General features: G+C 50.0%; 13 protein-coding genes. 3 read left to right on the top strand and 10 right to left on the bottom strand.

What is annotated here, in order from left to right:
* Window positions 1-180 precede the first annotated feature (180 nt).
* The 4 genes from gldG to A0W33_RS17050 all read right to left on the bottom strand — a co-directional run bounded on the left by gldG (window position 181) and on the right by A0W33_RS17050 (window position 4,462).
* Window positions 181-1,872: a gliding motility-associated ABC transporter substrate-binding protein GldG gene (gldG, locus tag A0W33_RS17065; RefSeq protein ID WP_068839299.1), complete on the bottom strand. Its 1,692-nt coding sequence runs from the start codon at window positions 1,870-1,872 to the stop codon at window positions 181-183.
* Window positions 1,866-2,594 (bottom strand): gliding motility-associated ABC transporter permease subunit GldF, encoded by a 729-nt coding sequence (gene gldF, locus A0W33_RS17060; RefSeq protein WP_068839298.1) that lies wholly within the window; start codon window positions 2,592-2,594, stop codon window positions 1,866-1,868. Before gldF ends, gldG begins: the two co-directional genes overlap by 7 nt.
* A gap of 107 nt (window positions 2,595-2,701) precedes the next feature.
* The gene (gldA, locus tag A0W33_RS17055; protein ID WP_068839297.1) at window positions 2,702-3,613 is read right to left on the bottom strand and encodes a gliding motility-associated ABC transporter ATP-binding subunit GldA; all 912 of its coding nucleotides are present in this window, start codon (window positions 3,611-3,613) and stop codon (window positions 2,702-2,704) included.
* Between the two features lie 141 nt (window positions 3,614-3,754).
* On the bottom strand, window positions 3,755-4,462 hold the full coding sequence (locus A0W33_RS17050; RefSeq protein WP_068839296.1) for an SDR family oxidoreductase: 708 nt from the start codon (window positions 4,460-4,462) through the stop codon (window positions 3,755-3,757).
* Window positions 4,463-4,573: 111 nt separating this feature from the next.
* Here A0W33_RS17050 and A0W33_RS17045 point away from each other — a divergent pair, with 111 nt between their 5' ends.
* Both A0W33_RS17045 and A0W33_RS17040 read left to right on the top strand, forming a co-directional pair.
* The gene (locus A0W33_RS17045; RefSeq protein ID WP_068839295.1) at window positions 4,574-5,305 is read left to right on the top strand and encodes an MlaE family ABC transporter permease; all 732 of its coding nucleotides are present in this window, start codon (window positions 4,574-4,576) and stop codon (window positions 5,303-5,305) included.
* 70 nt (window positions 5,306-5,375) lie between these two features.
* Entirely contained in the window at window positions 5,376-6,161 is a 786-nt protein-coding gene (locus tag A0W33_RS17040; RefSeq protein ID WP_068839294.1) for an ABC transporter ATP-binding protein, read from the top strand.
* A gap of 77 nt (window positions 6,162-6,238) precedes the next feature.
* On the opposite strand, the gene A0W33_RS17035 is transcribed toward A0W33_RS17040, so the two are convergent.
* The 4 genes from A0W33_RS17035 to A0W33_RS17020 form a co-directional block, all read right to left on the bottom strand.
* Window positions 6,239-7,540 carry a NupC/NupG family nucleoside CNT transporter gene (locus A0W33_RS17035; protein ID WP_068839293.1) on the bottom strand — a complete coding sequence of 434 codons (1,302 nt, stop codon included), beginning with the start codon at window positions 7,538-7,540 and terminating at the stop codon, window positions 6,239-6,241.
* Window positions 7,541-7,653: 113 nt separating this feature from the next.
* Entirely contained in the window at window positions 7,654-8,262 is a 609-nt protein-coding gene (locus tag A0W33_RS17030; protein WP_068839292.1) for a bifunctional nuclease family protein, read from the bottom strand.
* Between the two features lie 18 nt (window positions 8,263-8,280).
* Entirely contained in the window at window positions 8,281-9,258 is a 978-nt protein-coding gene (locus tag A0W33_RS17025; protein WP_068839291.1) for an electron transfer flavoprotein subunit alpha/FixB family protein, read from the bottom strand.
* 3 nt (window positions 9,259-9,261) lie between these two features.
* Window positions 9,262-10,002 carry an electron transfer flavoprotein subunit beta/FixA family protein gene (locus A0W33_RS17020; RefSeq protein ID WP_068839290.1) on the bottom strand — a complete coding sequence of 247 codons (741 nt, stop codon included), beginning with the start codon at window positions 10,000-10,002 and terminating at the stop codon, window positions 9,262-9,264.
* Window positions 10,003-10,067: 65 nt separating this feature from the next.
* Here A0W33_RS17020 and A0W33_RS17015 point away from each other — a divergent pair, with 65 nt between their 5' ends.
* On the top strand, window positions 10,068-10,400 hold the full coding sequence (locus tag A0W33_RS17015) for a tetratricopeptide repeat protein (protein WP_068839289.1): 333 nt from the start codon (window positions 10,068-10,070) through the stop codon (window positions 10,398-10,400).
* Window positions 10,401-10,916: 516 nt separating this feature from the next.
* Here the strand turns inward: A0W33_RS17015 and A0W33_RS17010 are convergent.
* Both A0W33_RS17010 and A0W33_RS17005 read right to left on the bottom strand, forming a co-directional pair.
* Complete coding sequence (locus tag A0W33_RS17010) at window positions 10,917-11,213, bottom strand: antibiotic biosynthesis monooxygenase family protein (protein WP_068839288.1); 297 nt, start codon at window positions 11,211-11,213, stop codon at window positions 10,917-10,919.
* Window positions 11,214-11,435: 222 nt separating this feature from the next.
* Complete coding sequence (locus A0W33_RS17005) at window positions 11,436-14,879, bottom strand: pyruvate carboxylase (protein WP_068839287.1); 3,444 nt, start codon at window positions 14,877-14,879, stop codon at window positions 11,436-11,438.
* Window positions 14,880-15,240: the final 361 nt, after the last annotated feature.

Here is a 15,240-nt window from a genome sequence, read left to right as displayed (position 1 = left end):
ACAAAACCTTTGTACTTCTGCCAGCCGCTGTACAAACCAGTGTACGAAGCAAAGCCAAATCAGACGCACAAAAGGAATTTGCCTTCTTCCTTTATAGGACAAAGTTATAAATATTTCGTTTTTCTCCTAAAGGTTTCGCCTCTCCTTTTCGGCGGCAGGCTGTGTTATAGGCAGATATTTTTAAAATCTCGTGTACTTTCGCTTGCGCAGGTAATACCGGCTGATGCCGAACAGGCCCAGAAGTATAATCGGCGCCACCAGGTTGAGCAGTTGCCAGTACGTTTTCTCCTCCCGCACCTGCACCCTATCCAGCGGCCGCAACTCAATTTCCTTGCTCCGCACGTTAATCAGGCCTTCTGAATCCAGCAGGTAATGAATGGTGTTCATGGCCAGTTCCTTGTTGGCGAAGGTGATATTGTTATACCTGTCGAAGCCCAGTTCGTACGCCTGCCCGGTGCGGCCGTTGATCTCATTGCGCACCAGATCGCCATCCGAGAACACAGCCACTTTTGTTTCCACGCCCTGCTCCTGCACGTTAGTTTGCTGCACCCCATCTGGTGCACGGCGGTTGCTAAACAGCGAGGTGAATTTGCCCTCGAGCAGGTACCCTACCGGCTGCTGCCCTGCCTGGTACTGCTCTGGCTTCACGTCGATACGGGCTTCTTCCAAAGAGAGCGGCACAGGCGGCTCCAGAATGCGGGAGTAGGTGGACGTATAAACCAGCGGCGTCTTTCGGATGCCATCGGCCTTCACCGTATCCATCGTGCTTACAAAACGGGAATACACCGCATCGATGTTTCGGGTGATGGGGTGCTTGCTGAAGTTGTTAAGCAAGGGGTAAAAACGCCAGTTAATCATCTCTGTCTGGGGCTTGTCGCCCATGTAGCCGGTTACCATAGGTATGAAGCCAGAGTTTAGGTCCATAATCATGGTGGGGTTCAGGCGCACGCCGTAACGGAAGAACAGGTCGTCGAGGTTGAGGTTGTACGGCACAGCAAACATCCCTCCTGCCCCAACGCTGTCAATATTGGCGTTCAGCGGATCCACGAAGAAAACAGCTTTGCCGCCTTTCATTATAAACTGATCAATCTTATACTTGTCCGCCTCCGAGTATGGTTGTGTGGGTTTGGCCACAATGATCAGGTCCAGGCCCTCAAGCGAAGGAATCTGATCCAGCTCGCCACGGGCCACGCGGTAGTACTCCTGCAGCGAGCCCAGCAAATCAGTTACCTGCTGCTGCTCCAGCTCTCCCTGCCCTGTGATGTAGCCGATGATCTTGTTCCCCTGGAAACCTACTTTGCGTATGGCAGTCGCCAGTTCATACTCCACTCCTTCCACCGACTGGTTCAGGCGCTCGTCCGCACTGGCAGCCAAATTGCCTTTCAGCAGGTTTACAGCCGTCTCTTTCCCCTGGTACCGCACAACTGCTCCCGGAAACACCAGGCGCTCCACTTGCTTTCCGTCCTCCGTAGCCCGCAGGTTGGTGGGAATGATGCCTTTCTCCGCCAGCGAAGTATAAAACGCGTTTCGCTGTGTTTCGTCTGTAATCGCCGTAGGATCAATAAAATTATAGCGGAGGTTGCCGTCGGCGTAAATGCGGAACTCGTCTAGTGTCTCGCGCACCGACTGCTGCAGCCGCTTAAAGCCTGCCGGGAAATCGCCCTCCAAGTATACATCCACTACCACCTCATTTTCCAGGTTGGCCAGCATCTGCTTGGTAACCGGGGCAATGGTATAGCGGTTGTCTCCTGTCAGGTCGAGGCGGAAAAAATAATTGGCTGCCACCACATTCAACAGGATGATTGCGGCAACCCAGGCAATAAACGTGAGAATATCGCCGCCGCGTTTGCTCTTATTCTGTTCCGTTACCATTTTCTGCTCCTCAACACAAGTTTAGTGGCCAGAATCATGATTGCAATCACACTTAGGAAGTATAAAACGTCGCGAGAATCAACTAAGCCTTTGCTGATAGCCTCGTAGTGATACGCAATGCCTAATTGACTGATGTAGTAGCCGAAGCTGCCCCACACAGGTATGGAGGCGATTAATCCGAAGCCGGTGTAGATGATGTAGCACAGGAACACGGCAATTACGAAGGAAATGATCTGGTTATCAGAGATAGCCGACGAGAACACGCCTATCGCACAGAAAACGCCAGCTAAAAATATTAACCCCAAGTAAGAGCCTACCACAGCGGCAGAATCTACGTTGCCTTCGGGGCTGCCCAGTTCATACACCGAGTAATAGTACAGCAGCGTGGGCAGCAGCGCAAACAGCGCCAGCAGTAGCGCGGCAAAGTATTTCCCGAGTATAAGTTGCAGGTCCGTAATAGGTTTGGTGAGCAACAGTTCAATGGTTCCTTCGCGCTTCTCCTCGGCAAAAGTGCGCATGGTGATGGCCGGTATCAGGAACAGGAAAACGAAAGGCGCCATGCTGAAGAGCGTCTGCATGTCGGCAAAACCGTACTCGAGCACGCTGCTCTCCGGGAACACCCACATGAACATGCCAATGGCCACCAGGAACACCGTGATCACGATGTAAGCGATCAGCGAGTTCAGGAAGCCGTTAAATTCTTTCTTTAAGATTGCGAGCATCTATATTTAATTATGAATTACGAATGATGAATTATGAATGGGAGTGTGTAACAGAGCTGCTTTCACTTCCTTCCAATAATTCATCATTCATAATTTCTAATTCATTATTATTTCGTAAGCTGTTGGAATATTTTTTCTAGGGAGTTCTCTTCCTGGCGCAGGCCTACCAAAGGCCAGTTGTGCTCGGCGGCGATGCGGAAAACACTAGAGCGCACATCGGCTTCCTTGCTGGAGATGATGCGGTAAGTCAAGCCCTGCGCCAGCTCTGCCCGCTGAACGCCCGCTATACTTTGCAGGGCCGCTACCTCGATCGGTGCCTCAAATTCAACTAAGGTTACTTTTTCGTTTTTGCCGCCAGCCTGCAGGCTCGCCACATCACTGTTTGCCACCAGTTTGCCCCGGTTAATGATGATAACGCGGTCGCAGATGGCGGCCACCTCCTGCATGATGTGCGTGGAGAAGATGACGGTTTTATTTTGCCCGATGCGCTTGATGAGCGCGCGGATCTCCACGATCTGGTTCGGGTCGAGGCCGGTGGTAGGCTCGTCTAAAATTAGCACCTGCGGGTCGTGCACCAGCGCCTGCGCCAGCCCCACACGTTGCCGATATCCTTTGGAAAGTGCACCAATCTTTTTACCCTGCTCCAAGGTAAGGCCGCACAGCTCCACCATCTCCTGCACCCGGGCCTTTGCCAACTTACCTTTCAATCCATACACAGAGGCCACAAACTGCAGGTACTCGTGCACATACATATCGAGGTAAAGCGGGTTGTGCTCGGGCAGGTAACCAACGTTGCGGCGCACAGCTATTGGGTCCTGCACTACATCATGGCCAGCCACCACAATCGTACCGGCACTTGGCGGCAGAAAACAGGTGGCAATTTTCATGGTAGTGGATTTACCCGCACCGTTTGGCCCCAGGAAACCTAGTATTTGCCCCTGCTCCACCGTAAAGGAGATATCATCCACGGCATGCTGGGCTCCATATATTTTTGTCAGGTTCTTTACTTCAACAGACATTTTCTAAATGAATAATGGGTAATGATCAATGATTGATTCCTCATTAGTCATTATATATTGGTACGTATGCGTGCAAAGCTACAAAAGCCAAGCCATACTTGGTTCGGGCTGCTGCTTTTTACATGCGTTGCGCAGGCCTGCCTACAAATCACCCAACTGCGGCCTGATCAGCAGCTCCTCCACCACACTGTTCTCCGACAGCGTATAGGCATTCCAAACAGCCATGGCCACATCCTCTGCCTTCACAAAGCGCTCCGGCGGCAGGTCTACGCCCTCCCAACTGGCGGTAAGTGTTGCCCCCGGAAGTATGGCCGTCACCCGCACGTTGTGCTCCTTCAACTCCTCGCGCAGCACCTTCGTCATGCCATACATGGCGTATTTAGAGATACAGTAGGAGCCACCGTTTATGTAGGGCGTTATACTTGCCGTGGAGCACATGTTAAACACATGGCCTGCCCGGCGGCTGATCATACCCGGCACGATCGCCTTGGTTATGTAGTAGGCGCTGTAGAGGTTGGTGTTGATCATGAACGGCAGGGCCTCATTGTCCTCCTCCATAATTTTGCCGGGTATAAAGAGGCCGCTGTTGTTCACCAGCACATCCACCTGCACCCCCAGCTTCTCCACATACTTACTGAACTGCTGCAATGAACCACGGTCGCTGAGGTCTGCCTCCCTGAAAAACACCTTAGAGAAAGTATAATTTCGCTCAATGTCCAGCTTCAGCTTTTGCAGGTCCTTTTCGTTTCGGGAACAGGTGATAATGTGGAAGCCTTCCTTGGCAAATTGCTCTATTATTGCCCTTCCAATGCCCTTCGTTCCACCCGTTACCAAAATATATCGTTGCATATGTGCGCAGTTTTGTATGTTTTACAATTTTAACCGTAATATAGGTATTTAACAGTATTTTTGTTTAGAAACAGTTTAAATCACAAGTCTTAAATACCTGACAACCGCAATATGTTGCAAAATTTTGGAGAGTATCTAATCTTTATGAAAAGCCTGTTCGCACGGGCCGAGTCACCGAAAATAATTTTTAACCGCACGATAGACGAAGCCATCCTGATCGGCATAAACTCCATCTTGATCGTTGCTATTGTGGCCACTTTTATCGGTGCTGTAACAGCAGTACAGATTTCCTACAACCTCGATAACGCCTTTATACCGCGTTCAACAATTGGATTCATGGTTCGGGAGATGACCATACTTGAACTGGCACCTACCATCACCTCTATCGTACTGGCCGGTAAAGTAGGGTCGAATATTGCAGGCGGACTAGGCACCATGCAGATAACTGAACAGGTAGATGCACTGGAGGTAATGGGGATTAACTCTGCTTCTTACCTGGTACTGCCTAAAATTATTGCCTCCCTTTTCGTTTTCCCGATGCTGGTTATCCTGGCTATGTTTTTAGGTATAGCAGGTGGCTATCTAGCAGGCACCGCCACAGGCGAGATTACAGGTCAGGAATATATTACAGGTATCCGTGGGGATTTTATTCCTTACAATATTCTGTTTGCTCTCATTAAGTCGTTTGTGTTTGCCTTCCTGATTTCCTCTATCTCTTCTTTCAGGGGATATTACACTACAGGTGGAGCTTTGGAGGTTGGTGCAGCCAGTACAGCAGCGGTTACAAACAGCGTTATTGCCGTGTTGATTGCAGACTTTGTGTGCGCGCAGCTGTTACTGTAGCGGCGCCTGGTTCAGGTACTGCAGAAGCGGTGTTAACGAGAGGCTGCTTTATTAAATTGATTATAATTATATGATTGAAATACATAACATACATAAATCATTTAACGGGAAGAAAGTGCTGGACGGAGTTAGCGGGGTATTTGAAACCGGTAAAACCAACCTGCTGCTCGGAGCCAGCGGTACCGGTAAAAGCGTGCTGCTAAAGTGCATCGTAGGCTTGGTAAAACCAGACTTAGGCAGCGTCACCTTCGATGGCACCTACTTCACCAACAATAAGCTGGACATCCGGCAAGAGATTCGCCGCAAGATTGGCATGCTGTTCCAGGGGTCTGCCCTCTTTGATTCAATGACGGTGGAGGAAAACATCGAATTCCCGCTGAAGATGCTGGCAGACATGCCCCGGGATGAACGTAAAGACCGCGTAAACTTTTGCTTGAAGCGCGTTGGACTGGAAAATGCTAACAAAAAGATGCCCTCTGAGTTGAGCGGTGGCATGAAGAAGCGGGTGGGTATTGCCCGGGCAATCGCGCCGAACTGCACCTACCTCTTTTGCGACGAACCAAACTCAGGCCTTGATCCCTTAACGGCTATAAAAATAGATGAACTGATCGCCGAAATAACCGAAGAGTACGGCATCACCACCATCATCGTGACGCACGATATGAACTCCGTTATTGAGATTGGAGATAAGATCATGTTCCTGTACCAGGGCAAAAAGCTTTGGGAAGGAACAAATGATGAAATCATGGATACAGATGTCCCCAAGCTGAACGAGTTCATCTTCGCTAACCGCCTGATGCGCGATGCGAAGAAAGTGGATGATGATGAAGAAAACGAGCGCTTGCTACAGGGTTAATTAAACTGACTTCTCTTAAATAATAATGGCCTCCTACATTAGCGTAGGAGGCCATTTTTTGTATGATTATTTTAAACTTAGATACCGTACAGCATGCCGGCCACAGTGGCTGTCATCATGCAAGCCAGTGAAGCGCCCAGCAACGCCAGGAAACCTAGTTTGGACAGGTTACCCTGCTGGTTAGGCGCCATACTTCCGATACCGCCCACCTGAATGGCAATAGAGCTGAAGTTCGAGAAGCCGCAGAGCGCATACGTAGACATGATCAGCGCTTTCTCGCCCAGCAAGCCAGCAGCTTTCATGTTCGCCAGGTCCAGGTAAGCCACAAACTCATTTACGGCTGTTTTTTGGCCAAGCAAGCTGCCTACCAGCAGCGTATCTTCCCAAGGAACACCCATGATAAAGGCGAAGACACGGAAAATTTGCCCCAGAATATACTGGAAAGAGAAGCCGTCGAACTGCCCGCTTGTACTGGCCACTACAAATTCATTCAAGCCAGAAAGGCTTCCCAACTTGATCAGCACATAGTTTAAGAGGGCGATAACGGCGATAAATGCCAGCAACATACCTCCCACATTGGCAGCCAGCCGAAGGCCATCCGATGCACCGCGGCTAAGGGCATCCACCAGGTTTACTCCCAGCTGCTCCTCGTTCACCTCCAGTTGCGTATTAATCTTATCGTGCTCAGTTTCAGGAACGAGTATTTTTGCCAGTACGATTCCCGCCGGAGCGTTCATCACGGATGCCGTAAGTAGGTGCGCTGCGAAAATTGCCTGCTGGTTCAGGTCACTGCCACCCAGAAAAGCCACATAAGCCGCCAATACACCGCCGGCAAGCGTTGCCATGCCGCCTGTCATCAGGCACATCAGCTCTGAGCGGGTCATGCGGGCAATAAACGGACGAACGAGCAAAGGGGCTTCTGTTTGACCCAGAAAGATGTTACCAGCGGCAGACAAACTCTCGGCACCGGACAAGCGCATGCCCTTCGACATGACCCAGGCAATTCCAAATACGATTTTCTGCAGCACGCCCAGGTAGTATAAACCAGCGGATACAGTAGAGAAAAAGATTATAGTTGGCAGTACTGAGAAGGCGAAGATAAAGCCTAGCCCGTTATTTTTTGCAGGGTTTGCAAGGTTGCCGAACAGGAACTCGGCACCCGCCTGCGAAAAGCTCAGCAACTTCACGAAAAGCTTACTCACAAAGGCGAAGGCATCGGCTACAAATGCCACCTGTGTTACCATCACCCCAAAGAAAATCTGGAGAAAGAGACCAAAAGCGACAAGCTTCCAGTCGATGGCCCTTCTGTTTTTGGAGAAAAGAATGGCAATGGCAACCAGCACTACGAGGCCAAGCGCACCTCTAAAAATATCGTACATTATGGACGGATGAGAGACAAAAATCTGTCAAAATTAAGCGGATTAAATTATAAAACAAAAGGTTCGGCCCCCTCGTAGGGACCGAACCTTTTAAATCTATAGGTGCTGTGAAATCAGTTGCGCTTGTTCAACTCGTCGCGAATTTTGGCAGCCTTCTCATAATCCTCTTTCTCAAGGGCTTCATTGAGCATCTTGTTCAGCTCATCCACCGAAGTCTGGTTCAGGGGCTCCTTTGAGGCCGAAGAACCAGCAGACGTGCTGCCAGTGCTTTTCACCGTCAGCTCATCGCTTTCATCCTCCTCTTCCTCCAGGTCGCTAAGTATAATTCCTGCCTCAGAAAGTACGCTTTCCACCGTGTAAATCGGAACACCAAACCGCAGGCCAATGGCAATGGCATCGGATGGGCGTGAATCCAGTTCGAATTCTTTCACACCATTGGTGCACACGATTCTAGAGTAGAATACGCCTTCTTTCAGGTCAGAGATCATGATCTCTGTCACGCGCACATCCATCTCCTCGGCAAACGACTTAAACAAATCGTGCGTGAGCGGGCGGTTAGGATTTATCTTCTCTATCTGGATAGCGATAGACTGCGCCTCAAACATGCCGATGATGATGGGCAGCCGCCTGTTTCCTTCTCTCTCTCCCAGCACCAAGGCAAACGATCCTGTTTGCGACTGGCTGGAGGAAAGGCCGAGTATCTCTAACTGAATTTTCTTCACAGTATCTTCTTCTAAAGTCTATTTGTCCAAAGCTTTTGCAGCTTCTATTATTTTCGGAACGATCTCAAACGCATCGCCAACAATGCCATAATCAGCGGCTTTGAAGAACGGCGCTTCAGGATCCTTATTAATAACGACAATCACTTTAGAAGAGTTAACCCCAGCCAGGTGCTGAATGGCTCCTGAGATGCCAATAGCGATGTATAAATTGGGGCTTACGGTAATACCGGTCTGGCCAACGTGCTCATGGTGAGGTCTCCAGTCCATATCAGATACGGGCTTGGAACAGGCCGTGGCAGCGCCTAATTCTTTTGCAAGATCCTCTACCAGGTGCCAGTTCTCCGGTCCTTTCAGACCACGGCCACCGGAAACCACGATAGCAGCCTCTGGCAGCAGTACGCCACCGTTCGTGTCCTGCATCACCGTTTCTTTAGGAGACACAGCAAAATCAGCATCGGCCAGGTCAGCAGAGAAGTTTTCTACCGTAGCTGATCCGCCACCGGAAGTAATGTCGATAGAGTTTTTCTTGATAGCCACAATCTTCAGATCCGAAGTAAGGGCTACATCGGCAAACGCCTTGCCGGAAAACACGCCACGGGTCACCACAAACGAACCGCCATCAATAGTAGGCAAGGCCGTTACGTTGGTTGCCAATGAGCCATTCAGGCGTACGGCAAGCTTTGCTCCCACGGCAGCGCCGATGTTGGAGTTAGAGAACACCAGTACTTTGGCATTTTCCTGCTGCACCGCTTTCGCGATCACTTTTACATAAGCATCGGCAATAAACTGGTTCAGACGGCTGTCGCCATCGTACAACACTTTGCTTACGCCCTGCTCACCTAGTTTGGCAAGCGCTGCTTCCTGCACATCGCCAATGGCAATGGCCGTGGTGGTGGTGCCCAACTGCTGCGCAACCTGGCTACCGTATGATGCGGCCTCTAACGACGATTTTTTTACTTCTCCGTTAAGACCTTCTACAAATACTAATACAGACATATCTTATAGTACTTTAGCTTCGTTTCTTAATAATTTTATCAAATCGCCGGCATTCTCAGGGTCGATCATCTTCACCCCGCTCTTTTTCTCGGGCTTGCTGAAGTTAACGTAATCTGCTTTCACATCAGCACCAACTGGCTCTCTTACTGCCAAAGGCTTTGTGCGTGCCGTCATGATACCGCGCATGTTCGGGATGCGTGGCTCGGACATCGGCTGCTGTGCGCTGGCGATAAACGGCAGCTTCACTTCCACTACTTCTTTGCCACCCTCAATCTCTCGTTCCAGAACGGCAGTGTTGTCATCCACCAGGTCCAGCTTAAAGGCAGGAACAATCGAAGGAATGCCCAGCATCTCGCCCACCATGTTATGCACCTGCGAGCCATTGTAGTCGATCGACTCCTTGCCCATCAGGATCATGTCATAGTTGTTTTCCTTGGCCACGGCAGTGATCTGCTGCGCAACGAAGAAAGCATCTTTCGGGTTTGCGTTTACGCGGATGGCATCGTCTGCCCCAATGGCCAGTGCTTTGCGAATGTTCGGCTCTGCATCGGCCTCACCTACGTTTAATACAGTTACAGTGCCGCCTTTGGCTTCTTTCAGCTCAATGGCTCTTGTCAGTGCGTACTCATCCCAGGGGTTGATGACGAACTGTACACCGTTTTTGTCAAATTCTTTGTTATCAGCCGTAAAATTGATCTTGGATGTTGTATCCGGTACGTTACTGATGCAAACTAATATTTTCATGGTTAGAAATGTTAGCTTTTAAATTTAGATTTGTGCGAAGTTAATTAAAATATAGCCAATTCGAAATGAACCAAAGCAGATTAGAGCAGCTCTTCAAGTTCCTGGAAGATGACCCGAACGACGCTTTTACGTTATACGCCATCGCCACAGAATATCGTAAAGAAAATCCGCAGAAAGCGCTGGCATACTACGAGCAGCTGCTGGCCGAACACGAGAACTATGTGGGCACCTACTACCACGCTGCCAAGCTATACGAAGAGCTGGGCCAAAGCGATGTAGCAGAGCGTACTTATAAAAAAGGAATGCAGATTAGCCGGCAGGAAGGCAACATGCACGCGTTCTCTGAACTACAGCAAGCCTATAACAAAATGATGGGCCTGGATTACGAAGATGACTAATCGGCTACCAGTCTTTTCAAACCGCCTGCATCAAAAATAGTATGCATGCAGCATAATTCCAAATGCTATATTTAAAACTGTTACAAGCCTAAAAAGTTATACTTATTTTGCTGGAAGGCGATTCTATAGTCAAAATGGCTGCCATACTTGTGTGGCTGGAAAGTGGCAGAAAGGGCTTGGCTCTAGCACATAGCATAAGTTTTATACTTGGCTATTTCTGGTGTAGGCATTCGCTTGTGCTGACGTGCACCAATCAACCTGGTAAATAAATACTTCCATATTACTGTCATTTCGAGCAGGGCGAGAAATCTATCCGGAATTTGTAAAAAATCTCTCCTATCGTCGAGATGACAATAGTGGAGGTGTTCCAAAGTATATCATGTGCTGGACAAGTATAAATTTGCCGCCGCAAGGCACAAGCGGACGCTTGCGCCAGTTATACTTGCTATTTAAAAGAGGGGCAGCATAATAATATGCTGCCCCTCTTTTATACTTTATACTTAGGCTATAACTTGCTTAAGCTGTCACGTGGTCAAAAAAGCGCACTTTTGAGCTGTGCGGCACCAGCTTCAGTCCTTTCGGTACACCCTGGTGCGACTCACGCATGTGGTTTTTGTACCAAACCTGGTAACTTTCCTCATCTGTCCAGAACGTCATCATCCAGATTTCATTCTGGTTCTCCTTCGGGCTTAGCACGTCGAGCCGAATAAAGCCTGGTGCGTTATTTACCAGCTGCGGACGATCAACAAAAGCCTGTTTAACCTCGGGTGCCATGTCGTTGGCAATCTCAAATGTGCTAAGTGCTATAAACATAGGGTATTAATAAGAGCACCAGAAGTATAAAACAGAGCTGGTGGGGAGTATGGGTAAAAAGTAAATGGATTAGCTTTTAAAAGTATAACAGCTATTGGCCAACTCCAAATAAATGCTGCCAAATGATACTTGCTAAACTCCTCAAATGTTTGGCACATGCAAAAAAAAGATGCCGCCTCCCAGGTGTGGAAAGCGGCATCTTGTAATTATACTTCGCATCGGCTACTCCAGCGTCAGCACAAGATCGTCGGCATTCACCATCTCCCCTTCTGACAAAGTGATACCGGCCACGGCTCCTTCTTTGGTAGCCGTGATGGTGGTTTCCATCTTCATGGCCTCAATGATGAAGAGCGGCGTGTTCTTTTTCACCTGCTGCTCCTTCTCCACCAGTATCTTGGACAACATGCCCTGCAATGGCGCCCCAATCTGCTTCGGGTTGTTCTTGTCTACTTTCTGGTTCACCACGCGCTCCACTTTCACCGAGCGGTCGCGCACATCGATGTTGCGGGTCTGGCCGTTCAGCTTAAAAAACACAGTGCGCATGCCATCCTCGTTTACCGGCCCCATCGACTGGTACTTCACAACAATGGACTTACCGCGGGCAATATCAATAATAGCTTCCTCGCCAGGCTGCATGCCGTAGAAGAACAGGCGCGTCGGAATTTTGGCCACATCGCCGTACTGCTCAATATAGGTCAGGTAGTCTTTGTATACTTTCGGGTAAAGCTGGTACGAGAGAAAGTCTGTCATCTTCTTGTCCTGCCCGAACTCTTCCTGAAAGGCCTTAAACTCCTTGTCAAAATCGACTGGCTCCAGGTGCTCATTAGGCCGGTCGGTAAACGATTCGCCTTTCTTGAGCACGATGTCCTGCAGTTTCTTCGGGAAACCGCCCACCGGTTGGCCCAACTCGCCCCTGAAGAACGACTGCACGGAATCCGGGAATGAAATCTGCTCGCCACGCTCCAGCACATCCAGCGTCGTAAAGCCGTTGGACACCAGGTATAGCGCCATGTCCCCTACCACCTTGGAGCTAGGCGTTACCTTCACCACATCCCCGAAGAGCTGGTTTACCTCGGCGTAGGTTTCTTTTATCAGCTCCCACTTGTCTCCCAGGCCCAGGGCGTTTGCCTGTGGGCGCAGGTTAGAGTATTGGCCGCCCGGAATCTCATGGCGGTATACTTCGGCCGTGCCCGCCTTCAGGCCAGACTCAAACGGATAATAATACTCCCGCACGGTTTCCCAGTAGTTGGAGTAGTGATTCAGGCTCTTCTGGTCGAACTCGCGGTGGCGCTCCTGGAAGCGCATCATTTCCACGATCGAGTTGAAGTTTGGCTGAGACGTCAGGCCAGACATAGAGCCAAGGGCCACATCCACTACATCCACCCCTGCCTCAATGGCTTTCAGGTAGGTGGCTGATTGAATGGAAGAGGTGTCGTGTGTGTGCAGGTGAATCGGGATTTTTACCGTATCGCGCAGCGCGGTGATCAGCTCTGTGGCAGCGTAAGGCTTCAGCAGGCCAGCCATGTCTTTTACTGCCAGAATATGGGCGCCGGCATCTTCCAGCTGCTTTGCCAGCTGCAGGTAATAGTTCAGGTTATACTTTGTTTTGGCAGGGTTAAGGATATCGCCCGTGTAGCAGATGGTGCCTTCAGCCAATCCCTTGGTACGTTTGCGCACATAGTTGATGCAGGGCTCCATGCTCTTCATCCAGTTCAGCGAATCGAAGATGCGGAAGATATCGATACCCGTTTCCCACGATTTCTCCACAAAAGCCTCGATCAGGTTATCCGGATAGGCCTTGTAGCCAACCCCGTTGGAGCCCCGGATGAGCATTTGCAGCAGGATGTTTGGTATGGCTTTTCTGATCTGTGCGAGGCGGTCCCACGGGTCCTCGTGCAGGAAGCGCAGGCATACATCGAACGTGGCGCCGCCCCATACTTCCATACTAAAGATCTGCGGGTGGTCTTTGGCAAAAGGCTCTGCAATCTTCATCATATCAAACGTGCGCATGCGCGTAGCCAGCAGCGACTGATGCGCATCGCGGAAGGTGGTGTCAGTGTAATGGATCTGCGGGTCGTTGCGCAGCCATTTGGAGAATTCCTCCGGCCCCAGCTCCGTCAGCAAATCTTTGGTGCCTCTCTCGTAGGGCTTGGCCAGGTGCAGGTCGTGCAGGTCTGGTTTGCGCATCACTTTGTCAGGCCTGATCTTTTTCACGTCGGGATTGCCGTTCACCACTACGTCCGCCAGGAAAGTAAGCATTTTAGTGGCCCTGTCCTGGCGCTGCTTGAACACGAACAGCTCTGGGTAGCTCTTCACAAAGTCCACCGTCGCATCGCCAGAAATGAAAACAGGGTGGTTTATGATGTTCTGCAGGAACTGGATGTTCTGCTTCACACCGCGAATACGGAATTCATCCAGTGTGCGCGACATTTTAGTGGCGGCATGCGCCAGCGTTGGCGCGTGCGTGGATACCTTTACCAGCAGCGAATCAAAGAAAGGCGTTATTTTGGCACCCGTGTACACGCTGCCCTGATCGATTCGAATTCCAAAGCCACCCGCACTGCGGTAGGCAATGATAGTACCGTAGTCCGGCTTGAAATCGTTCTCCGGATCTTCGGTGGTGATGCGGCATTGGATGGCCACGCCCGATGGCTTTATCTGCTGGTCCGGTCCCAGCAGCACTTCTTCATCATCCAGCCTGTAGCCGGCGGCAATGTATATTTGTGTTTTAATCAAGTCAATGCCCGTAATCATCTCGGTAACGGTGTGCTCCACCTGAATGCGCGGGTTTACCTCTATAAAGTAAATGTTGTTTGTCTGCGGCTCCACCAGGAACTCCACTGTGCCCACGTTATTGTAGTTTACGGCCTTGCAAATGCGCACGGCGTAGTCGTACAGCTTCTGGCGTGTCTCCTCATTCAGGCTGATGGCCGGCGCCACTTCCACTACTTTCTGGAAACGACGCTGCACCGAGCAATCGCGCTCGTAAAGATGCGTGATGTTGCCATAGGCATCGGCCACGATCTGCACCTCAATGTGCTTAGGGTTCTCCACAAACTTCTCCAGGAAAACCGTATCATCGCCAAAGGCTTTCAGGGCCTCGTTCTTCGCCTCAAAAAAGCCTTTCTCTAGCTGGTCATCATCGCGGATCACGCGCATGCCACGGCCACCGCCACCTGCGGCCGCTTTCAGCATCAGCGGATAACCAATGCGGTCTGCTTCCTCCTGTGCCGTTTCGTAGGTGTTCAGGTCGAGGTCGTTACTTTGTATGATGGGCACGTCACAGCTGATAGCAACTTTCTTGGCTGCGATCTTATCGCCCAGAGAGGCCATTACCTCAGGCCTCGGGCCTATGAAGATGATTCCGTTGTCGGCGCAGCGCTGGGAGAAATGCTGGTTTTCAGAAAGAAAGCCATAGCCCGGATGAATGGCATCCACCTCGTTGTCTTTGGCAATTTTGATGATGCCTTCAATATCGAGGTAAGGTTGCAGGGGCTGGTTGTCCTTACCGATCTGATAAGCCTCATCAGCCTTGTAGCGGTGCAGCGAATAGCGGTCTTCGTAAGTATAAATGGCCACCGTTTTGATGTTGAGTTCGGTGCAGGCGCGCAGCACCCGGATCGCGATTTCGCCACGGTTGGCAACAAGTACTTTTTTAATCTTCATAGGAGGTGAGCTTTGATTAGGGATTCAGTTGGTTTAAGGTGCATGGGTTTCGCATTCACTAAAGTATGCAAGCGGCTTAACAAGCTTTAAGCTACGGCCACCGCACAACAATCACAAATATTAAATATTATTGATATTATGCTGCAGTTGCTGATAATACATGATTTTGTGGTATAAGGTTATATGCTTTGCCAGACGCTTATTAAGCGTTTTTTTGACATTTTTTAACATGCCAAGGCACCACGATGACGGCACTTTATATTTGCTGTATTATACATACTTTCATAACTGTAACAGTAGCAGCGGCACCCGAACAGGCTTAAACTTTCCGGAATTCACTAGTTAGAACAAAAGGATAATG

This window comes from Pontibacter akesuensis, from assembly GCF_001611675.1.
Classification (GTDB): domain Bacteria; phylum Bacteroidota; class Bacteroidia; order Cytophagales; family Hymenobacteraceae; genus Pontibacter; species Pontibacter akesuensis.
Note: the sequence above shows the minus strand (reverse complement) of the source record. Positions and strands in the feature narration are given on the sequence as shown.

Coding starts and splice junctions, on each gene's coding strand:
- gldG (WP_068839299.1), bottom strand. CDS start 1,872: ATGGTAACGGAACAGAATAAGAGCAAACGCGGCGGCGATATTCTCACG.
- gldF (WP_068839298.1), bottom strand. CDS start 2,594: ATGCTCGCAATCTTAAAGAAAGAATTTAACGGCTTCCTGAACTCGCTG.
- gldA (WP_068839297.1), bottom strand. CDS start 3,613: ATGTCTGTTGAAGTAAAGAACCTGACAAAAATATATGGAGCCCAGCAT.
- A0W33_RS17050 (WP_068839296.1), bottom strand. CDS start 4,462: ATGCAACGATATATTTTGGTAACGGGTGGAACGAAGGGCATTGGAAGG.
- A0W33_RS17045 (WP_068839295.1), top strand. CDS start 4,574: ATGTTGCAAAATTTTGGAGAGTATCTAATCTTTATGAAAAGCCTGTTC.
- A0W33_RS17040 (WP_068839294.1), top strand. CDS start 5,376: ATGATTGAAATACATAACATACATAAATCATTTAACGGGAAGAAAGTG.
- A0W33_RS17035 (WP_068839293.1), bottom strand. CDS start 7,540: ATGTACGATATTTTTAGAGGTGCGCTTGGCCTCGTAGTGCTGGTTGCC.
- A0W33_RS17025 (WP_068839291.1), bottom strand. CDS start 9,258: ATGTCTGTATTAGTATTTGTAGAAGGTCTTAACGGAGAAGTAAAAAAA.
- A0W33_RS17020 (WP_068839290.1), bottom strand. CDS start 10,002: ATGAAAATATTAGTTTGCATCAGTAACGTACCGGATACAACATCCAAG.
- A0W33_RS17015 (WP_068839289.1), top strand. CDS start 10,068: ATGAACCAAAGCAGATTAGAGCAGCTCTTCAAGTTCCTGGAAGATGAC.
- A0W33_RS17010 (WP_068839288.1), bottom strand. CDS start 11,213: ATGTTTATAGCACTTAGCACATTTGAGATTGCCAACGACATGGCACCC.
- A0W33_RS17005 (WP_068839287.1), bottom strand. CDS start 14,879: ATGAAGATTAAAAAAGTACTTGTTGCCAACCGTGGCGAAATCGCGATC.